The following is a 24,549-nucleotide window of genomic DNA, read 5'->3' as shown; positions in this document are numbered from 1 at the left end:
ATGAAACTCGAATTTTCCATTTATCGTTATAACCCAGATGTTGATGATGCGCCGCATATGCAGGATTACCGCCTGGATGTTGACGCTGGGCGTGACATGATGCTACTGGATGCGCTGATTCAGTTGAAAGAACAGGATCCCACGTTGGCATTCCGTCGTTCCTGCCGTGAAGGTGTCTGTGGTTCAGACGGAGTAAATATGAACGGAAAAAATGGGCTGGCTTGTATTACGCCGATTTCTTCCTTGCAGCGCGGTAACAACAAGATAGTGATTCGTCCTCTTCCTGGTTTGCCAGTGGTACGTGATTTGGTAGTAGATATGGGGCAATTCTATGCCCAATATGAGAAAATCAAACCTTACTTGTTGAATAATGGGCGAAATCCACCGGCACGTGAGCATCTGCAATCCCCAGAACAACGGGCAAAACTGGATGGATTATATGAATGCATTATGTGTGCTTGTTGTTCTACGTCATGTCCATCATTCTGGTGGAATCCGGACAAATTTATCGGTCCGGCCGGATTACTGGCGGCATATCGTTTCCTGATTGATAGTCGCGATACGGAAACTCAAGCACGTTTGGATGATTTGGACGATGCTTTCAGTGTCTTTCGTTGCCACAGTATTATGAATTGTGTCAGCGTATGCCCGAAAGGACTGAATCCGACACGAGCTATCGGTCATATCAAGTCAATGTTGCTGCAACGCAGTGCCTGACAGTAAATCGTAGCGAGTAGCATGTTCGCTCCTCTGTGTTTTTTGCAGAGGGGCGGCAGGAAATCTTTAAAAACCGGCTTATGCGCCGAACCGATTTTTAAAGGTTCCTTAGAGGTTAAGGATATCCTCAGCCTGCAATAAGCAGGCGCGATAAGTGAACCGTTTTTACGGCAACCTGTTTTTTATACGGCACAATAAACATGTTAACCACGGCGAAAACTGAAGCTTATTAGCTTAAGGGATCATAATGCAGAACGGCGCAATGAAGGCCTGGCTGGATTCCTCCTATCTGGCGGGCGCGAACCAGTCCTACATAGAGCAGCTCTATGAAGATTTTTTAACTGATCCGGATTCTATCGATCTCAGCTGGCGTTCGATTTTTCAACAATTGCCTACTACTGGGGTCAAACCGGACCAACTTCACTCTAAAACCCGGGAATACTTTCGCCGCCTGGCGAAAGATACAACACGCTATACTTCTTCGGTAAACGATCCAGACAGTGATGCCAAGCAGGTTAAGGTATTGCAACTTATCAATGCTTTCCGTTTCCGCGGTCATCAGCTTGCTGATCTTGATCCACTTGGCTTGTGGAAACGGGAGATCGTTCCTGACCTGGATCTTGCCTATCATCATCTGACGGAAGATGACCTGAACGAAACCTTTAATGTGGGTTCGTTTGCGATTGGCAAGGAAACCATGAAACTGGGTGATCTGTACTCTGCGCTGAAACAGACCTATTGCGGTTCGATTGGTGCAGAGTACATGCATATCACCAATACGGAAGAAAAACGTTGGATTCAGCAACGTATTGAGTCGGTTGTCGGTCAACCAAATTTCAGCGTTGAAGAAAGAAAGCGTTTCCTCAAAGAGCTGACTGCTGCTGAAGGATTGGAACGTTATCTGGGCGCCAAATTTCCGGGAGCCAAGCGTTTCTCGCTGGAAGGTGGGGATGCCCTGATCCCGATGTTGAAAGAGATGATTCGCCATGCCGGTAAAAACGGTACGCGAGAAGTTGTGTTGGGGATGGCGCATCGTGGCCGTCTGAATGTACTGATTAATGTGCTGGGTAAACAGCCACAGGAACTGTTCGATGAGTTCTCTGGCAAACATAAAGAACATCTTGGCACCGGTGATGTCAAATACCATCAGGGTTTTTCTTCTGACGTTGACACTGAAGGCGGTAAAGTGCATTTGGCGCTGGCATTCAATCCTTCCCATCTGGAAATTGTCAGTCCGGTGGTGATAGGGTCGGTTCGCGCCCGTATTGACCGTCTCGATCAGCCAAGTAGTTCGTTGGTTTTGCCAGTCACTATTCATGGTGATGCGGCAATGGCCGGTCAGGGTGTGGTTCAGGAAACCCTGAACATGTCCAAAGCTCGCGGTTATGAAGTCGGTGGTACGATCCGTATCGTGATCAACAATCAGATCGGTTTTACCACATCTAATCCGCTTGATGCTCGTTCTACCGAATACTGTACCGATATCGGCAAGATGGTGCAGTCACCTATTTTTCACGTGAACGCTGATGATCCAGAAGCTGTGGCCTTTGTCACCTGTTTAGCGCTGGATTTCCGTAACACCTTCAAGCGTGATGTATTCATCGATCTGGTCTGTTATCGCCGTCATGGTCACAATGAAGCGGATGAACCCAGTGCTACCCAACCGATGATGTATCAGAAGATCAAAAAACATCCGACACCGCGCAAGATTTACGCCGATCGCCTGGAACAGCAGAAGATTGCTACGTTGGAAGATGCCACCGAGTTGGTTAATCTCTATCGTGATGCGCTGGATGAGGGTGAATGCGTTGTTGAAGAGTGGCAGCCGATGGATATGCACTCTTTCACTTGGTCACCGTATCTCAACCATGAATGGGATGAAGAGTATCCTCATAAAGTTGAGATGAAACGATTACAGGAACTCGCCAGACGGATTAGTGAAATTCCTGAAGCCATAGAGATGCAGCCGCGTGTCATTAAGGTTTATAAGGATCGCGCGGAAATGGCTGAGGGTCGGAAACTTTTTGACTGGGGTGGTGCCGAGACACTGGCTTACGCTACATTGGTTGATGAAGGTATTCCGATACGCTTGTCTGGCGAAGATACCGGGCGTGGCACGTTTTTCCATCGTCATGCCGTCGTGCATAACCAGAAAAATGGCTCGACGTATACTCCACTGGCGCATGTTCATAATTCCCAGGGCGAATTCAAAGTATGGGATTCGGTACTGTCTGAAGAAGCCGTTCTGGCCTTTGAATATGGTTATGCAACAGCAGAGCCCCGTACGTTGACTATCTGGGAAGCCCAGTTTGGTGACTTTGCCAATGGCGCTCAGGTGGTGATTGACCAGTTCATCAGTTCTGGTGAGCAAAAATGGGGGCGGATGTGTGGTCTGGTGATGTTATTGCCGCATGGTTATGAAGGGCAGGGGCCTGAACACTCCTCCGCACGTCTGGAACGTTATCTGCAATTATGTGCTGAACAGAATATGCAGGTCTGTATTCCATCAACACCAGCTCAGGTTTACCACATGCTGCGCCGTCAGGCACTGCGTGGCATGCGTCGACCGCTGGTGGTAATGTCACCGAAATCACTGCTGCGTCATCCACTGGCTACGTCTTCACTGGATGAGCTGGCTAATGGGCATTTTCAGCCTGCAATTGCTGAAATTGACGCGTTGGAGCCAAAGGCAGTGAAGCGCGTCGTCCTCTGTTCCGGTAAGGTTTACTATGATTTATTGGAACAGCGTCGTAAAAATGAGCAGAAAGATGTGGCGATTGTTCGCATTGAGCAGCTTTATCCGTTCCCGCATCAGTATGTACAAGCGGCACTGGAAGCTTTTGCTCATGTGCATGATTTTGTCTGGTGTCAGGAGGAACCGCTTAACCAGGGAGCCTGGTATTGCAGCCAACATCATTTACGTGAGGTGATTCCTTTCGGGGCATCTCTACGGTATGCCGGGCGTCCGGCTTCTGCTTCACCCGCCGTCGGCTATATGTCCGTACACCAGAAACAGCAGCAAGATCTGGTTAATGACGCGCTGAACGTTGATTAAATTAGAAGGATAAATAATGAGTAGCGTAGATATTCTCGTTCCTGACCTGCCTGAATCGGTCGTAGATGCTGCCGTAGCCACTTGGCATAAAAACCCGGGTGATAGCGTTCAGCGCGATGAAGTGTTGGTTGAGATCGAAACGGATAAAGTGGTTTTAGAGGTTCCGGCTGCTGAGGCGGGCATTCTCGATGTTATTCTGGAAAATGAAGGCGCAACGGTAACTTCCCGTCAGGTCTTGGGGCGTCTTCGTCCGGGTGACAGTACGGGTAAAGAGAGCAGTGAAAAACCACAGAGCAAAGAGTCTACACCTGCCCAGCGTTACACCGCGGCGTTGGAAGAAGAAAATAATGATGTGCTTAGCCCGGCGATTCGTCGTCTGATTGCTGAACATGAGCTGGATGCTACAGCCATTAAAGGCAGTGGAGTTGGTGGTCGCATCACGCGTGAAGATGTGGAAAAACACCTCGCCGCCCAAAGTAAGGAAAGTAAGAAGACAGTGACACCGACGCCAGTGACGGATGTCGTAGAGACACCGGTGCTAGGTGGCCGCAGTGAAAAACGAGTCCCGATGACTCGTCTGCGCAAGCGTGTTGCTGAACGCCTGCTGGAAGCGAAGAACAGTACTGCCATGCTGACGACGTTTAATGAGGTCAACATGCAGCCGATTATGGACATGCGTCGCCAATACGGTGAAGCGTTTGAAAAACGTCATGGTGTTCGTCTTGGCTTTATGTCTTTTTACATCAAGGCCGTTGTCGAAGCGCTGAAACGCTACCCGGAAGTGAATGCGTCTATTGATGGCGAAAATGTGGTTTATCACAACTACTTTGACATCAGTATTGCGGTTTCAACGCCGCGTGGCCTGGTGACTCCGGTTCTGAAAGATGTTGATGCCTTGGGTATGGCGGATATCGAGAAAAGAATCAAAGAGTTGGCGGTAAAAGGTCGTGACGGCAAACTGACGGTTGAAGAGTTGACCGGTGGCAACTTTACCATTACTAACGGTGGTGTGTTCGGTTCACTGATGTCTACCCCGATTATTAACCCGCCGCAGAGCGCTATTCTGGGTATGCATGCCATTAAGGATCGTCCGATGGCGATTAACGGCCAGGTAGTGATCCTGCCGATGATGTATCTGGCGCTTTCTTATGATCACCGTTTGGTTGATGGACGCGAGTCTGTTGGCTTCCTGGTTACCATAAAAGAGATGCTGGAAGATCCTGCTCGTCTGTTGTTGGACGTATAAAGCTGTTTGGGCGGCATAATCAATTTTATGCCGCCTGTCGAGAGTGCTATGCAGGCCGTTTTCATAACGGCTTTATCCAAAATACAAGAAAGTCCCAGGACTTATCTTCAAACTTAAATGGATAGAACATCATGAATTTACACGAGTATCAGGCAAAACAACTCTTTGCTCGGTATGGTTTACCCGCACCCACCGGTTATGCCTGCACCACGCCGCGTGAGGCAGAAGAAGCTGCATCAAAAATTGGTGCTGGTCCCTGGGTGGTCAAGTGTCAGGTTCATGCCGGTGGTCGAGGCAAGGCTGGCGGCGTCAAGGTCGTAAAAAGTAAAGAAGACATCCGCGCCTTTGCGGAAAATTGGCTGGGTAAGCGTCTGGTGACTTACCAGACTGATGCCAATGGCCAGCCAGTAAGCCAAATTCTGGTGGAAAGTGCTACCGACATTGATAAAGAGCTCTATCTGGGTGCAGTGATTGACCGTGCCAGTCGTCGTGTTGTCTTCATGGCTTCCACTGAAGGTGGCGTTGAGATTGAGAAAGTGGCTGAAGAAACGCCGCATCTGATTCATAAAGCTGCCTTGGATCCGCTGACTGGTCCTCAACCTTATCAAGGACGTGAGTTAGCGTTCAAGCTGGGTCTCAGCGGTAAGCAGGTTGCTCAGTTCACCAAGATTTTTATGGGGCTGGCAACCATGTTCCTGGAACGTGATCTGGCATTGGTGGAAATCAATCCATTAGTCATCACCCAACAGGGTGATCTGGTGTGTCTGGATGGCAAACTGGGCGTTGATGGCAATGCCTTGTTCCGTCAGCCGGAATTACGTGAGATGCATGATGCCAGTCAGGAAGATCCGCGTGAGGAGCATGCTGCCCAGTGGGAGCTTAATTATGTGGCTCTGGATGGCAACATCGGTTGTATGGTGAATGGCGCCGGTTTGGCAATGGGCACCATGGATATTGTCAAATTGCATGGTGGCGCGCCAGCTAATTTCCTGGACGTGGGCGGTGGTGCGACGAAAGAACGTGTAACAGAAGCTTTTAAAATTATTTTATCGGATGACAAGGTAAAAGCGGTGCTGGTGAATATTTTCGGTGGCATCGTGCGTTGTGATTTGATTGCTGACGGTATTATCGGGGCGGTAGCAGAAGTGGGTGTAAACGTGCCTGTCGTTGTGCGTCTCGAAGGTAACAATGCAGAGCTGGGAGCGAAGAAATTGGCGGACAGCGGTTTGAATATCATTGCTGCGACCAGTCTGACGGATGCGGCTCAGCAAGTGGTTGCTGCAGTGGAGGGTAAATAATGTCCATTCTGATCGATAAAAACACCAAAGTTATCTGCCAGGGTTTGACTGGTAGCCAGGGTACCTTCCACTCTGAACAGGCGATTGCTTATGGTACACAAATGGTCGGCGGTGTAACGCCGGGTAAAGGTGGTACCGAGCACCTCGGACTGCCGGTGTTTAATACTGTGCGCGAAGCGGTAGAGGCCACTGGTGCCACTGCATCAGTTATTTATGTACCGGCTCCATTCTGTAAAGATTCTATCCTGGAAGCTATTGATGCTGGCATTCAGTTGATTATCTGTATCACCGAGGGGATCCCGACCCTCGACATGCTGAGCGTAAAGGTCAAGCTGGAGCAAAGCGGTGTTCGTATGATTGGACCTAACTGTCCGGGCGTCATTACGCCAGGTGAGTGTAAAATCGGTATTATGCCGGGCCATATTCACCTGCCAGGTAAAGTGGGCATCGTCTCCCGCTCAGGTACATTGACTTATGAAGCCGTGAAACAAACGACGGATATTGGTCTGGGGCAGTCGAGCTGTGTTGGTATTGGTGGTGATCCGATCCCCGGCTCAAACTTTATTGATATCCTGAAGCTGTTTGAGCAGGATCCCCAAACCAAGGCTATTGTGATGATCGGTGAGATTGGTGGTACTGCCGAGGAAGAGGCCGCTGCTTATATTAAAGAGCATATTACAAAACCAGTCGTCGGCTACATAGCCGGGGTGACCGCGCCAAAAGGTAAACGAATGGGTCATGCCGGGGCAATTATTGCCGGTGGTAAAGGAACTGCAGATGATAAATTCGCAGCACTGGAAGCTGCCGGTGTTAAAACGGTTCGTAGTCTGGCTGATATTGGCGACGCAGTAAAGTCTGTGCTGACACGCTAGAGCCACACTACAGGACATATTCCTACGCTAGTGTGTAATATTTTTAAAGTTCGACATGTTTGGCCACCTTCGCGTGGCCTTTTTTGTATTGTCATTATTAATATGCATATAAATAACTTTTGCGAAATTAAAATATATCAAATCCGCAACAATATTATAACAATGCTGATTATTAATTATAATTTTTGATAATTGGGATCAACACACATTTTTTTTAATTTAAGTAAAAAATATATTATCGTTAGCGATAATTTGAAACTTAAGAATTACATAAAATTAACAATGCGGCCAATAAAAAATTAAATAACATCGATAGTTAACATAAGCGTGAATAATTGTTTCAGATCAACAAAATCTACCCAGTGTTATTTCTCTAATAATGCTAAATTGCGCCAGATCAATTGCATTCTGGGGTGTATATGTGAGAAGGGTTGATATAGAATCAAAAACCCAATCTACATCACGTAAAAACTTATTTATTGTAGATAATTAGAGGCGTAATATACGGTTACTCTATTTGGGTATGATATTTGTAATACCAATGTTCTCTTTTGAGTCTACTTGTTGGATTTACTATACTTATTTGCAATGTGTATATACTTGATAGATTTCATGATGCAGGAAGGTGGCAAGTGAATGAGGTCTGATGAGCTTACTTAAATAAGTGATTCGGGTGAGTGAACGACGCTAACATTACTGTAACTTGAAAGATCATGGGTATCAGCCTGCGCTGAAGCATTTTTTGTGCTTTTTAGGGTATTACTGCCGGGTGTTTAGCAGCTTGTCTATACTGAAAGCTAAAACCTTCCTGCGAGGAGCAAGGAGTCAAGATGTTAGATATAGTCGAACTGTCGCGTTTACAGTTTGCCTTAACAGCGATGTATCATTTCCTGTTCGTTCCATTAACGTTAGGTATGACGTTTATATTGGCGATTATGGAAACGGTATATGTCCTGTCTGGTAAACAAATCTATAAAGATATGACGAAGTTTTGGGGCAAACTGTTTGCAATTAACTTTGCACTCGGTGTTGCCACTGGACTAACCATGGAATTCCAGTTTGGTACTAACTGGTCTTATTTCTCGCATTATGTCGGGGATATCTTCGGTGCACCTCTGGCGATTGAAGGCCTGATGGCATTCTTTCTGGAATCCACGTTTATCGGGTTGTTCTTCTTCGGTTGGGATCGTCTGGGCAAAGTTCAGCACATGACGGTTACCTGGCTGGTCGCTCTGGGATCCAATCTCTCTGCACTATGGATTCTGGTTGCGAATGGCTGGATGCAGAACCCCATCGCCTCTGATTTCAATTTCGAAACCATGCGTATGGAAATGATGAGTTTTAGTGAGCTGATACTGAACCCGGTAGCTCAGGTGAAGTTTGTTCATACTGTGGCCGCAGGTTATTGTACTGGTGCGATGTTTGTTCTTGGTATCAGTTCGTTCTATTTGCTGAAAGGCCGTGATGTCGCTTTTGCCAAACGCTCATTTGCAATTGCAGCCAGTTTCGGTATGGCTGCTGTGTTGTCCGTTATTGTGCTGGGTGATGAATCCGGTTATGAAATGGGTGACGTACAAAAAACCAAACTGGCTGCCATTGAAGCCGAGTGGGAAACCCAGCCGGCACCTGCTGCTTTTACGCTGTTTGGCCTGCCAAATCAGGATTCGATGGAGAATAAGTACTCTATTCAGATCCCTTATGTGCTTGGCTTGATCGCTACCCGTTCTACCGATAAAACGGTTACCGGTCTGAAAGAGCTTATGGCGCAACATGAAGTCCGTATCCGCAATGGAATGAAAGCCTATCAATTGCTGGAGCAGTTACGTGCGGGTAATACTGATCCCTCAGTACGTGAGGCCTTTAATAAAGCCAAGAAAGATCTGGGTTATGGCCTGCTGCTGAAACGCTATACGCCCAATGTATCCGATGCAACTGAGAATCAAATCAAGCAGGCAACAAAAGATTCTATTCCGCGTGTTGCTCCGTTGTATTTCGCCTTCCGCATTATGGTGGCCTGCGGTGGTTTGATGTTGCTGATCATCGGCCTCTCCTTCTGGTCAGTGTTGAGAAACAAAATTGGTCATAAAAAGTGGCTGCATCGTGCGGCATTGTATGGCATCCCACTGCCGTGGATTGCTGTCGAATCAGGGTGGTTTGTCGCCGAGTATGGTCGTCAACCTTGGGCAATTGGTGAAATATTACCAACCGCTGTTGCCAACTCGTCGTTGACTGCCGGAGATATCCTGTTTTCTATGGGGCTGATTTGTGGTCTGTATACGTTATTCCTTGTCGCAGAAACCTATCTGATGTTCAAGTATGCGCGTCTCGGTCCCAGTAGCCTGAAAACGGGTGCCTACCACTTTGAACAGCCGATTGCAGCTGCGCAGGACGCACGGTAACAGGAGTCCGCTATGTTTGATTATGAAGTATTACGTTTTATCTGGTGGCTGCTGATTGGCGTGTTGCTGATCGGTTTTACGGTCACCGATGGTTTTGACATGGGTGTGGGCATCCTGGTTCGCCTGATGGGCCGAAATGATGTCGAGCGCCGGGTAATGATCAACTGTATCGCTCCCCATTGGGATGGTAATCAGGTGTGGTTGATAACCGCTGGTGGAGCGTTGTTTGCTGCATGGCCAACGGTTTATGCCGCTGCATTCTCTGGGTTCTACGTTGCGATGATTCTGGTGCTGGCCTCATTGTTCTTCCGTCCGGTCGGTTTCGACTACCGTTCCAAGATTGAAGACTCGCGTTGGCGCAATATGTGGGATTGGGGTATTTTTGCCGGTAGCTTTATCCCGCCAGTCGTTATTGGCGTAGCTTTCGGTAATCTGCTGCAAGGTGTTCCATTCCATATGGATGAATATCTGCGCTTGTACTACACCGGCAACTTCTTCCAGCTTCTGAACCCGTTCGGATTACTGGCTGGTATCGTCAGCCTGAGCATGTTTCTGGCTCAAGGTGCGACTTACCTGATGATGCGTACAACCGGCGAATTGCACATTCGTTCCAAAGTCGCGGCTCAGGTGTCATCACTTCTGTTGGTGGTTACGTTTGCACTGGCCGGCGTATGGGTTGTTTATGGTATTGATGGCTATGTCATCACTTCTGTGATTAATACGGCTGCCGAATCTAACCCGCTACATAAAGAAGTTGTTCGTCAGGCGGGAGCATGGATGATTAATTTCAATAAATATCCGGTGCTGTGGGCTATTCCACTGTTAGGTGTGGTCTCACCGTTATTGTCAGCGATGATGGCCCGGTTGGAAAAAGATGCAATGGCATTTTTGTTCTCATCACTGAGTATTGCGGGTGTCATTCTGACAGCCGGTACAGCTATGTTCCCATTCATTATGCCGTCCGTAACCATGCCGAATGCTAGCCTGACCATGTGGGATGCGACATCCAGTTTGTTAACACTACAGGTAATGACTGTCGTGTCGATTATCTTCGTACCGATTATGTTGGCTTATACTTGCTGGTGTTACTACAAGATGTTTGGCCGTATTACCAAAGAGCATGTTGAGCAGAACTCTCATTCGCTGTATTAAGTAAGGAGCATAATTTATGTGGTATTTTGCCTGGATACTAGGAACGCTTCTTGCTTGTTCGCTGGGAATTGTTACTGCCCTGGCGCTTGAGCAGGGTGAAGCAAACAAAGCGGTGAAAGATAAATCACAATGAGTCGTCTTGTTGATAATCTCTATCGTTTAATGGACAAAGGCCCGTTTCGGGCCTTTTCCCTGATCATGGCGCTTTTGCTGGCTGGGTGTGTGTTTTGGGAACCGGCACGTTTCGCTGCTAAAACCAGTTCTCTTGCTGTCTGGCAAGGTTTTTTACTGGTTTGGGCCGTGTGTGCTGGTGTCGTCCATGGGACGGGTTACCGACCGCAACGTTTGCGGTGGCGAGCTATCTTCTCTCCTCTTCCTGCATTTGTGATTCTTGTCTCAGGATTGTATTACTACTTCTTGTAAACGAATCTTTAATTCCTTTTTGTTATGGGTTGTAAACAACCCATAATTATTTACTTTCCTGTACATACTTCCGATTCCAAACACCATCCCTCTTGCGTATAGTAACGAGGTTTATCGCATTGCCGGAATGTAAAGTGAGTAATAAGGTGAAGGTGTTCCGCTGGCCAGTACGCGTCTATTTTGAAGACACTGATGCAGGTGGGGTAGTTTACCACGCCCGTTATGTTGCCTTTTATGAAAGGGCTCGGACGGAAATGCTGCGTGAGCATGGTTTTCATCAGCAGGCGCTGTTGGAAGAACATATTGCCTTTGCTGTTCGTAAAATAGCAGTGGAGTACCTTGTTCCAGCGCGTCTTGACGATTTGTTGGAAGTGCAAAGCGAGATCGTTTTGATACGTGGCGCTTCTCTGACTTTCGCTCAGCGTATTCTCAATTCGCATGGTAGTGTGCTAAGCCATGCTGAGGTCTTGATCGCCTGTATCGATCCACATCAAATGAAGCCGATTGCGCTTCCTAAGTCTATTGTCGCGGAGTTTAAGCAGTGACTGACATGAATATCCTTGATTTGTTCCTGAAGGCTAGCCTTTTGGTTAAACTTATCATGCTAATTTTAATCTGTTTTTCTATCGCTTCCTGGGCAATCATCATTCAGCGTACGCGTATTCTGAATGCGGCGGCTCGTGATGCTGAAGCATTTGAAGACAAATTCTGGTCGGGTATTGAATTATCACGTCTTTATCAGGAGAGCCAGACTCGCCGGGAAAGTCTGACGGGAACAGAACAAATTTTTTATGCAGGCTTTAAAGAGTTTGCTCGCCTGCACCGGGCAAACAGCCATGCGGCAGAGGCTGTGGTTGAAGGTGCATCCCGTGCGATGCGTATTTCCATGAATCGAGAACTGGAAAGTTTGGAAACGCATATTCCGTTTTTGGGTACCGTGGGTTCCATTAGCCCTTATATCGGGCTTTTCGGTACTGTATGGGGGATCATGCATGCCTTTATTGCTCTTGGTGCGGTAAAACAGGCAACGTTGCAGATGGTGGCTCCGGGCATCGCCGAGGCATTGATTGCCACGGCTATCGGTTTGTTTGCTGCCATCCCGGCTGTGATGGCATTTAACCGCCTGAATCAGCAGGTAAACAGGCTCGAGCAGAATTACGATAACTTTATGGAAGAGTTTATTGCCATCCTGCATCGTCAGGCATTCTCCAGCGAAAATAGTCGTTAATCAGGAGGATAGCATGGCACGTGTACGTCGTGGTCGCCGGGCGCTGAAGTCCGAGATTAATATTGTTCCACTGTTGGATGTATTGCTGGTATTGCTGCTCATTTTTATGGCGACGGCACCGATTATTACCCAAAGTGTGGAAGTCGATTTGCCGGATGCAACAGAGTCAAAAACGGTTTCCAGCAATGACACCCCTCCAGTGATTGTTGAGGTATCTGGCATCGGGCAGTACAGCTTGGTCATTGATCATAATCGTATGGAGCAGTTACCGCCGGAGCAGGTTGTAGCAGAAGCGCAGTCCCGCTTATCGGCGAATCCCAAAACGATATTTTTGATTGGCGGAGCGAAAGATGTTCCATATAACGAAATTATCAAAGCATTGAATTTGTTACATCAGGCTGGTGTGAAATCTGTAGGCTTGATGACGCAACCGATTTAAATAGGTTGGTTTGTTAATGAGCGTTAGTCATTTTTCTGGCAACACTGTTTTTGGAAACCACTTGTGCTAAAGGCAAACGAACAAAACGACAAGTTAAAACGTGCCGTAATTGTCTCGGCAGTTTTGCACATCATTCTGATTGTGTTGCTGGTTCTGAGTTCATCGAACCAGAATATGGATGCTAGTGGCGGCGGCGGCGGTTCATCGATTGATGCGGTCATGGTTGATCCCAATGCGGTTGTTGAACAGTATAACCGCCAGCAACAGCAACAGACCGATGCCAAACGTGCTGAACAGTTACGCCAAAAACAAGCTGAACAGCAGGCTGTCGAGTTACAGGAAAAACAGGCGGCTGAGCAGCAGCGTTTGAAAGAATTGGAGAAAGAACGCCTACAGGCTCAGGAAGAGGCTAAAAAGCAGGCTCAGCAGCAGGCTGAACAACGTAAACAAGCAGAAGAAGCGGTACTGCAAGCCAAAGAACAGCAAAAACAAGCTGAAGCGGCAGCCGCCAAGGTGAAGGCTGAGGCTGAACAGCAGGCGAAAGCCGCGGCGGCAGCGAAGAAAAAAGCGGAAGATGAAGCCAAGAAACAGGCCGCGGCGGCAGCGAAGAAAAAAGCGGAAGATGAAGCCAAGAAACAGGCAGCAGCGGAAGCGAAGAAAAAAGCGGAAGATGTTGCCAAGGCAAAAGCAGCAGAGTTAACGAAACAAAAAACGCAAGAAGAAGCAAAAGCCAAGGCGGCAGCAGCCGTAGCAGCCAAAGAAAAAGCCGCGGCAGATGCAGCCAAAAAAGCCGAAGTGGCAGCCGCTGCCAGAAAAAAAGCAGCTGAAGATAAAAAGAAAGCGGCTGCTGAAGCGGCTAAACAAGCCAATACTGTTGATAATTTGTTAGGTGGTCTGGCTTCTTCGAAGAATGCCCCCAAAAGTGGTAGTAGTGCGACGGCAAATGCCGGTAATGCACCCGCTGGTGTTGGCAACAACAAGAAAAGTGGTGCTTCTGGTGCTGCACTTGACAGCTATGGCAGTCAGGTCAGAGCAGCTATTCAGAGTAAATTCTATAATTGGGAGTCATATAAGGGGCGTACTTGTACATTACGGGTGAAATTGGCGCCAGACGGTTTACTGGTTGATGTTCAGACTGAAGGTGGCGATCCCGCTTTATGTCAGGCCGCTACTGCTGCGGCTAAGCAGGCCAGAATTCCTAAGCCACCTAGCCGGGAAGTGTACGAAGCTTTTAAAAACGCGCCGATAGATTTTAAACCGCAATAATTATGTCACTTACCAGTATGGGTTTGAGACTATTACTATGGTAAGTGGGCTGGGTTATAGTGTTTTGTTGATATTGGTTTGTTGAGATTCTGCTGTTTATCATAGGCTAAGAGCCTGGATAAGGGAGATAAAATGAAGCAGGCATTTAAAGTTGCGTTGAGTTTTTTAATGCTGTGGGCATCTGTACTACATGCAGAAGTGCGTATAGAAATAACCCAGGGTGTCGACTCTGCACGCCCGATTGGTGTTGTTCCGTTCAAATGGGTTGGCCCTGGTGCTGCACCGGCAGACATTGGTGGCATTGTAGGAGCGGACTTGCGTAACAGTGGGAAATTCAATCCAATTGATCCGAGTCGTATGCCTCAACAACCAGGAAGTGTTGCTGAAATCACGCCAGCAGCATGGACTGCACTGGGTATTGATGATGTGGTTATTGGTCAGGTTCAACCGAGTGCTGATGGGTATGTAATTTCCTATCAGCTTGTCGATGTTTCCGGTAGCACGGGTAACGTCCTGTCACAAAACCAGTTTAAGGTAACGAAACAATGGTTACGTTATGCGGCACATACCGCCAGTGATCAAATATTTGAAAAACTGACCGGTATTAAGGGCGCTTTCCGTACCCGTATTGCTTATGTGGTTCAAACCAATGGCGGTAAATATCCCTATGAGCTGCGTGTAGCTGATTATGATGGTTACAACCAGTTTGTCGTTCATCGCTCTCCTGAACCGCTGATGTCACCAGCCTGGTCGCCGGATGGCAGCAAACTGGCCTATGTAACGTTTGAAAGTGGTCGCTCGGCATTGGTTATCCAAACGCTGGCTAACGGGGCTATCCGTCAGGTTGCTTCATTCCCTCGTCACAATGGCGCACCCGCATTCTCTCCTGATGGCACTAAATTGGCGTTTGCACTTTCCAAAAGTGGAAGCCTGAATCTGTATGTCATGAATTTGAGTTCTGGACAGATTAGCCAGATAACGAATAGTCGCAGTAATAATACGGAGCCGACTTGGTTTCCAGATAGCCAGACACTGGCCTATACTTCTGACCAGACCGGGCGTCCCCAGATATACAAGATTAGCGTTAACGGTGGACCGTCTCAGCGTCTGACGTGGGAAGGGCCTCAGAATCAAGAGGCGGAAATCAGTAATGATGGTAAATTTATGGTGATGGTGAGCACTAACAATGGTGCTCAACACATTGCCAAGCAAGATCTGGTAACGGGCGCTGTTCAAGTATTAACGGACTCGTTCCTGGACGAAACGCCAAGTATTGCGCCTAACGGTACCATGGTGATCTACAGTTCTGAACAAGGATTGGGATCCGTGCTTCAGTTAGTCTCGACTGATGGACGTTTCAAAGCGCGCCTTCCGGCTACTGATGGACAGGTTAACTCTCCTGCTTGGTCGCCGTATTTATAAATGCAAACAAATATGTATAACCTATTCAAAGGACATAAAAATGCAATTCAATAAAGTACTGAAAGGCCTCATGTTGGCTTTGCCGGTGCTGGCCGTTGCCGCATGTAGCTCTAATAAACATGCTAACAATGACCAATCGTCTACGGACGGAACGGGAATGGGAATGGAAAACAATGGCAATATGTCATCTGCTGAACAGGCTCGCCTGCAGATACAAAAATTGCAGCGCAACAATACCGTTTACTTTGATCTGGACAAGTATGATATCCGCTCTGACTTTGCGCAGATGTTGGACGAGCATGCTGCCTTCCTGCGTAATAATCCGTCCTACAAAGTGACTATCGAAGGTTACACGGATGAACGTGGTACTCCAGAGTACAATATCGCGTTGGGTGAACGTCGTGCTAACGCGGTACAGATGTATTTGCAAGGTAAAGGCGTTTCGGCTGACCAAATCTCTATCGTTTCTTACGGTAAAGAAAAACCCGCTGTTCTGGGTCATGATGAAGCGGCTTACGCTAAAAACCGTCGTGCTGTCCTGGTATATTAAGAGAATCGCATGAACAGTAACTTCAGACATCATTTGTTGAGTCTGTCGTTACTGATTGGCGTAGCGACCCCTTGGGTCGCTACTGCCCAGGCACCAATCAGTAATGCCGGCTCCGGCTCGATAGAAGATCGAGTCATTGAACTTGAGCGTATCGCTAACGCTCGTGGTCAGCTTTTAACCGAACTTCAGAAACAAGTCTCGGCGACTCAAGACGAGATTGATAGCTTACGCGGCCAAATTCAGGAAAATCAGTATCAGTTGCAGCAGGTTGTTGAGCGACAGAAACAAATATATCAACAAATTGATGGACTGAGTTCCAAAGGGGGACAGCCGTCTTCTGCGGCAGCGGAAGGCAGCACAGCAACGACACCTGATGCTGGCGCAACAAATACCAGCAGCACTTCTCCGGCCGCTGTGCCTGCCAGTTCGGGGGATGCAAACAGCGACTATAATGAAGCCGTAGCTTTAGTGCTTGAAAAAAAGCAGTATGATCAAGCCATTGTTGCATTCCAAAATTTTATCAAGAAATATCCTGATTCTACTTTCCAGCCAAATGCCAACTATTGGCTTGGGCAACTGTACTACACCAAAGGTAAAAAAGACGATGCGGCATATTATTTTGCTAATGTCGTCAAAAATTATCCTAAATCCCCCAAAGCATCTGAAGCGTTATTCAAGGTTGGGGTAATCATGCAAGAAAAAGGTCAGCCTGATAAGGCAAAAGCAGTATATCAGCAGGTTATTAAAATCTATCCCAACACTGAAAGCGCCAAACAGGCACGGAAGCGTTTGACGGCTTTGTGATTCTTTTCGGTAAGCACAAAAATCACTCATCCCGTGTGATTTTTGTGCTTTATTGCGTGAAGAACAAGCAGTCGGACCTTTTGGGTGGGAAATAGGTTGCACTGAGAAATTATATTAGTAATATATGCCGCCGTTGCCAAGGCAAGACTGAATCGCTAAAGCAGCTGTAAATTTGGGTCGTTAGCTCAGTTGGTAGAGCAGTTGACTTTTAATCAATTGGTCGCAGGTTCGAATCCCGCACGACCCACCAAATTTCAAGAAATACTATTTTTTCTTTGCAGAATTCCGCATTGCGGGTCGTTAGCTCAGTTGGTAGAGCAGTTGACTTTTAATCAATTGGTCGCAGGTTCGAATCCCGCACGACCCACCATTTCAAATTACGCTGATTATCTTTATTCCACCAAAACGGCATGTTGCACATATCGTGTGGGTGAGAACCTGCGTTCAGGTTCGAGCCGAGCGAAAGCGAGACAGCAACGCGATAGCGTTGACTCGGAGGGTGAGGCCAAAGGCCGAATCATCCCGCACGACCCACCATTTCAAATTACGCTGATTATCTTTATTTCACCAAAACCGCATGTTGCACATATCGTGTGGGTGAGAACCTGCGTTCAGGTTCGAGCCGAGCGAAAGCGAGACAGCAACGCGATAGCGTTGACCCAGAGGGTGAGGCCAAAGGCCGAATCATCCCGCACGACCCACCATTTCAAATTACGCTGATTATCTTTATTTCACCAAAACCGCGTGTTGCACATATCGTGATGGTGGAGACTGTGCACGAATTGCAGTCCTGTAAAACTGGCACCGCTCACAACAATCCTCTTGCAAGGAGAGTTTGTGTCGATGCCAGCCATGCGTGATCTACCTCTGACTGTGTCTAATTGCCGAGTTACCGGCCGGATTGGGTGCCCTCCAACGCCTCTGCCGGGGTCCAGTTGCCATGCAGTGACATGCGTAGACGGAACGGAACCTTGATGTGGGCGACAGGGCCGGTAGCCATCTTCAGCGAGTCCAGCACCACTAATTCGGTATCGTTGCCGTGGAGATGATTTAGCAACGCGATCACATAGCCGTCGCCCTCGGGCGCATCTGGTGAACGGGGAACGAAAATCGGTTCCTGAAAGCACTGCGCATTACCGGGATACCAGGCTTCAGTCTCGCCGGTCCTTACGTTGACATGAGCAAGCTGGTTGAAGAACTGAAATGGCCGTTCGCCCAGTGTCTCGTCGAAGGGCAGGGCCGGGTCGAAGGCAAGGACAAAACCGTGCTCATATGGCTTGCCGGTGAAGCGTTCATCACAGCGGGGGAACTCGCAAGGGAAGGACGTGAGAGGTTGTGGCTGGAGAGTCTGTTGGCCAGCCCCTGATTCTCCCGGGCCGTTGAGATTGAACGTCCATCGCATGAGCTGTGAACTCAGGGTCTCCGGTAAAGGAACGGAACCGTCGGCCTGTGGGAAGAAATAGAATACGTTGCCGTTCGTTACCGGCATGTCGACGCGCAGTAAACCATCCTCCTCATAAGAGTTGAGGGTATGCCCCTGAAAGCCATCCTTCGGTCCGTGGAACCACATAACATCCTCACTGCTGCCGTCACGCGGTAGGACACCGAAGAGTTGTGGCAGGTCCGGCTGCCATTCGAAATGTTGACCGCCCGCTTTCATCCGGTCGACATCGGCGGTCAGCGGGATAAGTGGGAAGACGACGTGGTGGGCGGTGACGGCGAAGTCATGAATCATCGCTGCATAGGGGCCCTTGAACCAGATTTCTTTTTTCAGCTTACCGCTGGCATCGATCTCGAAATAGGCAATGTCCGATGTACCATCGCCCTTGGCTTCATAGGCGAAGCACAGAAGGTCGCCATTGTCGGGATCGATCTTGGGATGCGCGGTGAAGGTGGCCGATTTGATCTGTCCGTTGAAGTCCCAGACGCCAAGCGTTTCCAGTGTGTCAGGATCGAGTGCATAAGGCAGCGTGTCCTCCTTCATTGCCAACAAGACGCCAGCATGGAACAGCACGGTAGTGTTGGCCGTGGTGTTGTTCTCGGCGGCCAGCGGATCGTTGGTGTAGATGTTGCGGTAGATGCCGTTGAGGGAACGTCGCTCCTTCCATTGTGCCTTCAGCCTGTCAGTCTGAACGTAACGGCGCCGTAGGCTGACGTGGCCGTTCTCGAATTTGAAGGCTGATACAAGCCCGTCACCGTTGAAGAAGATGTCCTTGCCCCGCATCGGCGGATAGTAGGAATCCGGAGAGACCTGAAAGAAGGTGCCTTTGATCTGGGGCGGAACCTCGCCTTCGATCTCTAGATCGAAGACCTGTGTCTCGACACGGCTCGGTTTGTACAGGCCGGAGAACTCCGGCGTTTCAGGAAATTTCAGACTCATGATCATTGCTCCTCAGTTTTTTGCGATGAATTGCTGACCAGGTGGCACTCAGAAGGGATAGGCGCGCGGTTCATGCTGCACGCTGATCCAGTGGTCGGTCGTCAATTCCTGGATGATCCAGTCGCTGTTGAAGCGGCCGAGGCCGCTGTTCTTCTCTCCACCGAACATCGTGTTGGGATCGTCGTTGGGAGAAATGTCGTTGATGTGGGTCATGCCCGCCTCGATGCTTTGGGCGAAACGAAGGCCCCGCGCCGTATCCTCGGTGAACACCGAGCTCGACAGTCCGAACTCTGTCTGGTTGGCTATACGCAGGGCATCAGCTTCGTCCCTTGCTCGGATGAGCGGGGCGATTGGGCTGAACAATTCGGTCTGGGCGAGATCTGAGTCGTTGGCGACATCGGCGAAGACCTGCGGCGGTAGCACCAGTCCCGACGGCTCTTCCCCGAGAAGCTGTCGAGTGCCGATAGCGCGCGCCTTTTCAATATGCTTCAGTGCGGCCTTGAACTGTTTCTCATTGATCAACGGGCCGATCACAGTATCGGCTTCATTGGGATCGCCGACCTTGAGCTTGCGTGCCCGCTCTACGAAGGCGTCGACAAAACGGTCATAAAGACCATTTTCAATGATAATTCGGTTGCTGCTCATGCAGATCTGGCCCTGATGCAGAAAACGACCCACGATCGCCCCACTAACCGCACGGTCGAGATTAGCATCATCCAGCACCACGCAGGGCGCATTGCCGCCGAGTTCAAGTGCAACCCGCTTTAACATCGGACCCGTCATTGCCAGTTCGCCGATATGGCGGCCAACGCGCGTGGATCCTGTGAAGGAGATGAATTTCGGGATAGGGTGAAGCGTAAAGGCATCACCGATCTCGCTGATCTCGCCAACCACCACATTCAGCAGGCCGGGAGGTAGGCCCGCTTCTTCGTAGATGCTCGCGAGCAGCAGGCCGCCGGTGATCGGCGTGTCATCCGCCGGCTTGACCACAACGCTGTTGCCGATAGCGAGTGCAGGTGCGATCGTCCGGTTGGATAGATGCATAGGGAAGTTCCAGGGGCTGATGACGCCGATGACGCCGAGAGGACGGCGGTAGACGCGGCTTTCCTTGCCGGGAACGTCAATCGGCAGAATGCGCCCAGCAATACGGGCCGGCATGGTGGCAGCCGCAAGCGTACAGGCGCGAACGCTATCCCATTCCATCTCCGCTTTCATTCGGGTACTACCGGACTCGGCGATCAGCCAGTCGACGATCTCACTATGACGCCGGTCAAGAACGTCGACGGCACGGTACATGACAGCGGCCCGTTCGCTTGGCATCAGCCGTTCCCAGTCGCGTTGGACTGCGGCAGCGGAGCGGTAGGCGTCATCGAGATCGTCGCGCGAGGCACAGGCAATCTCGGTCAGTAGTTTCTGGTTATAGGGATTATGGTCCTGAAGCGTGGTTCCGGCACGACCGGGCCGCCATTGCCCTGCGATATATTGGCCTGTGTAGTTACTTTGGGCTTGATTGATAGCACTCATGAGGTTTCTCCCTTTTGGTTTTTTGTAAGTGCGTTAGCCAGCGTGGCGGCAGCTTGCCTTGCGGCAGAGTCGTACGTTGGTGTGTTTGGCGATGAGGTTGATAGGGTTTGATTTTCGCTCTTCGTTGCCAGCACTTGGCTGGCGGCTGCGAGGCATTCCTGAGCGGCCAGAAAAATCGTGCTCTGCGGCTTGGTAAAATAGAGTAGTCTCGCCAAAGCACTGCGCAGATTTTGCTGCATGGCCTTGGCTGACGTGGTGCTCCGTTTTTTCGAAAGCTGCAAGGTTAGTCGGACGATCCTCCTCGCTAACAGCATGCTACGAACAGACGGCGTGGCTGGAAGGATGGCCCAGAACGTCGCCACGGCGATCATCACGCCAACAATTATCGCTGCTGCCTCGTTGAGCACGAGAGCGGCCCCAACTGGCGGCGAAGAGGGTTGTGATATCAGCAGGAAGGTCATGGTAAGGTCAATTGCCATCTTCGACGTCGCTGGACGCTGCATTAACCAGGCACCGATAAGCAGGAAGGGAGCGATACACAACAAGGTCGTTGCGAGGCCATCAGCATGGGGCAGCAGAAAGAGTCGAGCCAGAGCCCCGGTGATAGCGCCAGCCAGAGTGCCGAGCAGCACTTGGATTACTATGTGATTGCCTTGGTCGTGGCTGGAGAACAGCGATGTGAAAAGCGCTGCCGTCATCACCATCATGGCACCACTTCCCCAGCCCGACACCCACCAGATGATTGCGGCAATCGCCAAGGCAACAACGGGACGTGATGCCGCACGCCAGACGGACGATGGATCGATATCGAGCTGCAAGGGCTCAGGTGATGTTTTCTCATTCGCCAGGAGCTGTCGCAATTCGTCGAGTGTGCCCGCCATGGCCGACTGATCGGAATCGTTGGCTGCCGCGATCAGCATTGCCAGACGCTTTTCGGTGGGGCCATTGACCTCTGATGGCAGGTTGCCCCCGTGCGACGTGGCGCTCAGAGCGATCAATTCCAGAAGCAATCCCGAGATGCATCGCGTGCGTCGGGCTTCGCGCTGGCGATGGAGCGAACCAGCGGCATATTCATCGACGCAGCGATCGAGCGCTGTGATTTCGGAAAAAAGAGTAACGCAGGGCTTACTCATAGCGCCCTTGCGGAGGGATTCTTCAACATAGGCGAGGCAGCGATCCACTACGTCTGTCCTCCGACATGCCAGTTCCTTGCTACGGCCGGGCAATGCGCGAAACGAGAAAACCGCTGAGCAGATGATACCGATCATTGTACAGATGACCCGGTCGAGCGTGAGGCCGGGAGCGGGTACCCCCTCGCCAATTCCGAACAGGACAATAATAGACGTCGTGTAACCAGCCAATACGAAGCCGTAATTGCGAAAATGCCGAAAGATACTACCTAGCCCGGCACACAGCGCCAGCCAGGTAGCGACAGCTACAAGCGCATCTAGCCGATTCTCCGCCAACAAGTCCAGGATCAATGCACCGGCTAACGCGCCGCCGATCGTTCCGATAAGACGTGCGAGGCTGCGCTCAAGCAGAAGCCCCCGTGTCGGCTGTGCAACAAGCCACACTGTCATGGCTGCCCACCAAGGATGGTGGATGCCGAAGTTCCAGGCGGTCGCGAAAGCGAAAAGCGCAGCGGTTGTTGTCCGTAGTGCGAAAATCGGAGGCAATTCCGAACGGAGGACATTCATGTTGGGCACCTTCCGAGCACAGTCGATCTCACGATAGGATCGGTGAAATGGAAAAGCTCTTTCGTCGGACCGGGTTTGTGTCATGTGTGAGCCATAGGTAAATTATATCTATACGACATCGTTTAGTTATTATTTATTCTTTCATAAAAGTCAAGTTTTCTATACGATATCGTTCAATTAAAGGTTAAGCAGAATTACCGCTGTGTAAGCAAAAGTTTCTAAAGGAGTCATCATTAGTGAGAAGGAAAACTGAGGATCGTCGACTGAGTTTTGTTAAGGCTGCTGGAGCGTTATTAGTCGAACAAGGATTCGGTGCCGTTACGATGGAAGCAATCGCATTGCGGGCTGGTGCCTCCAAAGCTACGCTGTATAGTTACTTTTCGAGCAAGGAAGCTCTGTTCGAGACGTTTGTGCACGAAGCAGGCAAGGGAGGCCTGGAAGAACTCGAAGCCGCGAAACAGTATGGGCCGGTGAGGGAGATTCTTCATCGCCTCGGTATGGCGTATCTGAACCTCGTCACGCGTTCGGACGTGATTGAGGTCAACCGACTGATCATGGGAGAAGCCGGGAGACATCCTCAACTTAGTCGCATCTTCTATGAGAACGGTCCCCGAAAGACTCTGATCATCATCTGCGAAACGATCGAACTCCTGATGGATCGCGGCGAGCTGCGTTGTACTGACATTCGGCAAGCCGGTCTGTATTTCAAGGCACTCTGTGAGGCAGGCCTCGTCGAGCGCCAGCTGTGGGGGCTAGACCAGGCCCCCGATACAGCAATCCGCCGTGCAGCGGTTGAGGATGCGACCAATGTATATCTCAGAGCGTTTGCGGTGCACGAAACGCTCCCACTGGCAAAGTGAGCTACGGTAGCCCAGTGGCAGCGTGTCGAATGGAGGACATGCCGCTAATCATCTGATATGGCCGCTGTTTGTCACGCAATCGACGTCGACAGTCGTCGATTGCCGAATAGACCGACAAAACAAAATGCTATTCCTGATCAGTATCAGGTATTCCCCTTTTTCCTGGCTTGCCGGCTGCCTGTTTGCGTTATAATGACTGTTTCATCCTTCTGTTTAATCTCTCGGGATTTTACTGCATCTGAAATACTCATGTAGTAGTCAGACAAGCCCACAAGTAAGGTCGTTTAATGATTGGTCCATTTATTAATGGTTCTGCCATTTTAATTGGCGGAGGCTTAGGTGTTTTATTGCGTCGTTTTATCCCCCAACGTATGCGAGATGGTTTGCCGCCTGCATTTGCAATGGTTTCTATTGCCATGGGAGTAACGTTAGTTGTGAAGGTTCAACAACTTCCGGCAGTGGCATTGTCTATTGTCATCGGCGTGAGTATCGGCGAGTTGTTACGTTTAGAATTGGGTGTACAGAAGGCAGGTATTTTTGTTGAGCGGACGTTGAGTCGGTTTGTACCACCACCCGAGCATAGATTACCTCAGGACGTCTATTCGCAGAACTTTACGGCGTTAATTGTATTGTTTTGCGCCAGTGGTACAGGCGTGGTAGGCGCATTGACGGAAGGTCTGACGGGAGATTACCAACTCCTCATAATTAAATCGGTACTGGATGTTTTTACCGCACTCATTTTTGCTACTACTCTGGGTATGGCGGTCATGTCTATTGCTATTCCTCAGTTCATTGTCCAGATGCTGTTATTCTTTTCAGCCAAACTGATTATGCCTGTGATGACGGTTATCACGATGGGGGATTTTTCTGCTTGCGGTGGCATTATCATGATGGCTGTGGGATTGCGTATTGCTCAGATAAAGACGTTTGCTGTGGTAAATTTCCTGCCTGCACTAATACTCATCATCCCGTTGTCGTTGTATTGGCATCAGTTATTCGGTTAATTACTGTTATCGCTGACCTTTATTCCGGGTCAGCTTTTGTTATTCCCCTATGATATCAATCAATAGTACCTTTCTGCCGATTATCGTTTTAATCCAGTAAACAAACTTCACCCATACTGGGAAAAATAAAGCGACTTTATCGCTTTTCTACGGTAATTTGTTTAGGATAAAAAACAAGTGGCCCAATGATGATGTTAGGGGCTAATGTAACCG

21 protein-coding genes, 2 tRNA genes and 2 other RNA genes are annotated in these 24,549 nt (G+C 49.4%); 22 read left to right on the top strand and 3 right to left on the bottom strand.

Features of this window, described 5'->3' with window-relative positions; genetic code table 11:
* The 20 genes from RS889_RS16110 (at position 1) to RS889_RS16015 (ending at position 17,575) form a co-directional block, all read left to right on the top strand.
* Positions 1-717 (top strand): succinate dehydrogenase iron-sulfur subunit, encoded by a 717-nt coding sequence (locus RS889_RS16110; RefSeq protein ID WP_315708005.1) that lies wholly within the window; start codon positions 1-3, stop codon positions 715-717.
* A 247-nt stretch (positions 718-964) separates the two neighbouring features.
* Entirely contained in the window at positions 965-3,772 is a 2,808-nt protein-coding gene (gene sucA / locus RS889_RS16105) for a 2-oxoglutarate dehydrogenase E1 component (RefSeq protein ID WP_315708004.1), read from the top strand.
* A gap of 16 nt (positions 3,773-3,788) precedes the next feature.
* Positions 3,789-5,018: a 2-oxoglutarate dehydrogenase complex dihydrolipoyllysine-residue succinyltransferase gene (odhB, locus tag RS889_RS16100; RefSeq protein ID WP_315708003.1), complete on the top strand. Its 1,230-nt coding sequence runs from the start codon at positions 3,789-3,791 to the stop codon at positions 5,016-5,018.
* Positions 5,019-5,149: 131 nt separating this feature from the next.
* Entirely contained in the window at positions 5,150-6,316 is a 1,167-nt protein-coding gene (gene sucC / locus RS889_RS16095; RefSeq protein ID WP_290182213.1) for an ADP-forming succinate--CoA ligase subunit beta, read from the top strand.
* Complete coding sequence (gene sucD, locus RS889_RS16090) at positions 6,316-7,188, top strand: succinate--CoA ligase subunit alpha (RefSeq protein ID WP_315708002.1); 873 nt, start codon at positions 6,316-6,318, stop codon at positions 7,186-7,188. Before sucC ends, sucD begins: the two co-directional genes overlap by 1 nt.
* 830 nt (positions 7,189-8,018) lie before the next feature.
* On the top strand, positions 8,019-9,587 hold the full coding sequence (cydA, locus tag RS889_RS16085; protein ID WP_315708001.1) for a cytochrome ubiquinol oxidase subunit I: 1,569 nt from the start codon (positions 8,019-8,021) through the stop codon (positions 9,585-9,587).
* A gap of 12 nt (positions 9,588-9,599) precedes the next feature.
* Positions 9,600-10,739, top strand: coding sequence for a cytochrome d ubiquinol oxidase subunit II (gene cydB / locus RS889_RS16080; protein ID WP_315708000.1), 1,140 nt, complete (start codon positions 9,600-9,602; stop codon positions 10,737-10,739).
* A gap of 16 nt (positions 10,740-10,755) precedes the next feature.
* The gene (gene cydX / locus RS889_RS16075; RefSeq protein ID WP_315707999.1) at positions 10,756-10,872 is read left to right on the top strand and encodes a cytochrome bd-I oxidase subunit CydX; all 117 of its coding nucleotides are present in this window, start codon (positions 10,756-10,758) and stop codon (positions 10,870-10,872) included.
* A complete protein-coding gene (ybgE, locus tag RS889_RS16070; protein WP_021015144.1) occupies positions 10,869-11,162 on the top strand; it encodes a cyd operon protein YbgE in 294 nt (97 codons plus the stop codon). The genes cydX and ybgE overlap by 4 nt, the downstream gene beginning before the upstream one ends.
* 134 nt (positions 11,163-11,296) lie before the next feature.
* Positions 11,297-11,707, top strand: a complete 411-nt coding sequence (ybgC, locus tag RS889_RS16065; RefSeq protein ID WP_315707998.1) for a tol-pal system-associated acyl-CoA thioesterase — start codon at positions 11,297-11,299, stop codon at positions 11,705-11,707.
* Positions 11,704-12,390 (top strand): Tol-Pal system protein TolQ, encoded by a 687-nt coding sequence (gene tolQ, locus RS889_RS16060; protein ID WP_021015146.1) that lies wholly within the window; start codon positions 11,704-11,706, stop codon positions 12,388-12,390. The genes ybgC and tolQ overlap by 4 nt, the downstream gene beginning before the upstream one ends.
* A 13-nt stretch (positions 12,391-12,403) precedes the next feature.
* Positions 12,404-12,829, top strand: a complete 426-nt coding sequence (gene tolR / locus RS889_RS16055; protein WP_315707997.1) for a colicin uptake protein TolR — start codon at positions 12,404-12,406, stop codon at positions 12,827-12,829.
* 63 nt (positions 12,830-12,892) lie between these two features.
* The gene (gene tolA, locus RS889_RS16050; RefSeq protein ID WP_315707996.1) at positions 12,893-14,095 is read left to right on the top strand and encodes a cell envelope integrity protein TolA; all 1,203 of its coding nucleotides are present in this window, start codon (positions 12,893-12,895) and stop codon (positions 14,093-14,095) included.
* A gap of 132 nt (positions 14,096-14,227) precedes the next feature.
* Positions 14,228-15,517 carry a Tol-Pal system beta propeller repeat protein TolB gene (gene tolB / locus RS889_RS16045; RefSeq protein WP_290182222.1) on the top strand — a complete coding sequence of 430 codons (1,290 nt, stop codon included), beginning with the start codon at positions 14,228-14,230 and terminating at the stop codon, positions 15,515-15,517.
* Between the two features lie 40 nt (positions 15,518-15,557).
* Positions 15,558-16,067, top strand: a complete 510-nt coding sequence (gene pal, locus RS889_RS16040; RefSeq protein WP_021015150.1) for a peptidoglycan-associated lipoprotein Pal — start codon at positions 15,558-15,560, stop codon at positions 16,065-16,067.
* A gap of 9 nt (positions 16,068-16,076) precedes the next feature.
* The gene (gene cpoB, locus RS889_RS16035; RefSeq protein ID WP_021015151.1) at positions 16,077-16,871 is read left to right on the top strand and encodes a cell division protein CpoB; all 795 of its coding nucleotides are present in this window, start codon (positions 16,077-16,079) and stop codon (positions 16,869-16,871) included.
* A gap of 174 nt (positions 16,872-17,045) precedes the next feature.
* Positions 17,046-17,121: transfer RNA gene (locus tag RS889_RS16030), tRNA-Lys, on the top strand.
* 44 nt (positions 17,122-17,165) lie between these two features.
* Positions 17,166-17,241: transfer RNA gene (locus RS889_RS16025), tRNA-Lys, on the top strand.
* A 40-nt stretch (positions 17,242-17,281) separates the two neighbouring features.
* A non-coding RNA gene (locus RS889_RS16020) (RtT sRNA) lies at positions 17,282-17,408 on the top strand.
* A gap of 40 nt (positions 17,409-17,448) precedes the next feature.
* Positions 17,449-17,575, top strand: a non-coding RNA gene (locus RS889_RS16015) — RtT sRNA.
* A 185-nt stretch (positions 17,576-17,760) separates the two neighbouring features.
* Here the strand turns inward: RS889_RS16015 and RS889_RS16010 are convergent.
* From RS889_RS16010 to RS889_RS16000, 3 genes are read right to left on the bottom strand one after another with little or no spacing between them, the layout of a single operon-like run.
* Positions 17,761-19,251 carry a carotenoid oxygenase family protein gene (locus RS889_RS16010; RefSeq protein ID WP_315707995.1) on the bottom strand — a complete coding sequence of 497 codons (1,491 nt, stop codon included), beginning with the start codon at positions 19,249-19,251 and terminating at the stop codon, positions 17,761-17,763.
* 48 nt (positions 19,252-19,299) lie between these two features.
* Positions 19,300-20,775, bottom strand: a complete 1,476-nt coding sequence (locus RS889_RS16005; RefSeq protein WP_315707994.1) for an aldehyde dehydrogenase family protein — start codon at positions 20,773-20,775, stop codon at positions 19,300-19,302.
* A complete protein-coding gene (locus RS889_RS16000) occupies positions 20,772-22,472 on the bottom strand; it encodes an FUSC family protein (protein WP_315707993.1) in 1,701 nt (566 codons plus the stop codon). Before RS889_RS16000 ends, RS889_RS16005 begins: the two co-directional genes overlap by 4 nt.
* Before the next feature lie 236 nt (positions 22,473-22,708).
* Between RS889_RS16000 and RS889_RS15995 the strand changes: the two genes are divergently transcribed.
* On the top strand, positions 22,709-23,332 hold the full coding sequence (locus RS889_RS15995) for a TetR/AcrR family transcriptional regulator (RefSeq protein ID WP_315707992.1): 624 nt from the start codon (positions 22,709-22,711) through the stop codon (positions 23,330-23,332).
* A gap of 287 nt (positions 23,333-23,619) precedes the next feature.
* Positions 23,620-24,336 carry a DUF554 domain-containing protein gene (locus RS889_RS15990; protein WP_315707991.1) on the top strand — a complete coding sequence of 239 codons (717 nt, stop codon included), beginning with the start codon at positions 23,620-23,622 and terminating at the stop codon, positions 24,334-24,336.
* Positions 24,337-24,549 lie beyond the last annotated feature (213 nt).

The organism is Brenneria uluponensis (assembly GCF_032395385.1).
In the GTDB taxonomy this organism is placed as follows: Bacteria; Pseudomonadota; Gammaproteobacteria; order Enterobacterales; family Enterobacteriaceae; genus Prodigiosinella; species Prodigiosinella aquatilis.
This window is presented reverse-complemented; position numbering and strand designations above follow the sequence as displayed.

Bases quoted from the DNA above. Each gene is read 5' to 3' on its own strand.
- odhB (WP_315708003.1), top strand. From the start codon at position 3,789: ATGAGTAGCGTAGATATTCTCGTTCCTGACCTGCCTGAATCGGTCGTA.
- sucA (WP_315708004.1), top strand. From the start codon at position 965: ATGCAGAACGGCGCAATGAAGGCCTGGCTGGATTCCTCCTATCTGGCG.
- ybgE (WP_021015144.1), top strand. From the start codon at position 10,869: ATGAGTCGTCTTGTTGATAATCTCTATCGTTTAATGGACAAAGGCCCG.
- tolB (WP_290182222.1), top strand. From the start codon at position 14,228: ATGAAGCAGGCATTTAAAGTTGCGTTGAGTTTTTTAATGCTGTGGGCA.
- RS889_RS16005 (WP_315707994.1), bottom strand. From the start codon at position 20,775: ATGAGTGCTATCAATCAAGCCCAAAGTAACTACACAGGCCAATATATC.
- RS889_RS16010 (WP_315707995.1), bottom strand. From the start codon at position 19,251: ATGAGTCTGAAATTTCCTGAAACGCCGGAGTTCTCCGGCCTGTACAAA.
- cpoB (WP_021015151.1), top strand. From the start codon at position 16,077: ATGAACAGTAACTTCAGACATCATTTGTTGAGTCTGTCGTTACTGATT.
- RS889_RS15990 (WP_315707991.1), top strand. From the start codon at position 23,620: ATGATTGGTCCATTTATTAATGGTTCTGCCATTTTAATTGGCGGAGGC.
- cydX (WP_315707999.1), top strand. From the start codon at position 10,756: ATGTGGTATTTTGCCTGGATACTAGGAACGCTTCTTGCTTGTTCGCTG.
- sucC (WP_290182213.1), top strand. From the start codon at position 5,150: ATGAATTTACACGAGTATCAGGCAAAACAACTCTTTGCTCGGTATGGT.
- tolR (WP_315707997.1), top strand. From the start codon at position 12,404: ATGGCACGTGTACGTCGTGGTCGCCGGGCGCTGAAGTCCGAGATTAAT.
- sucD (WP_315708002.1), top strand. From the start codon at position 6,316: ATGTCCATTCTGATCGATAAAAACACCAAAGTTATCTGCCAGGGTTTG.
- cydA (WP_315708001.1), top strand. From the start codon at position 8,019: ATGTTAGATATAGTCGAACTGTCGCGTTTACAGTTTGCCTTAACAGCG.
- RS889_RS16110 (WP_315708005.1), top strand. From the start codon at position 1: ATGAAACTCGAATTTTCCATTTATCGTTATAACCCAGATGTTGATGAT.
- pal (WP_021015150.1), top strand. From the start codon at position 15,558: ATGCAATTCAATAAAGTACTGAAAGGCCTCATGTTGGCTTTGCCGGTG.
- cydB (WP_315708000.1), top strand. From the start codon at position 9,600: ATGTTTGATTATGAAGTATTACGTTTTATCTGGTGGCTGCTGATTGGC.
- RS889_RS16000 (WP_315707993.1), bottom strand. From the start codon at position 22,472: ATGAATGTCCTCCGTTCGGAATTGCCTCCGATTTTCGCACTACGGACA.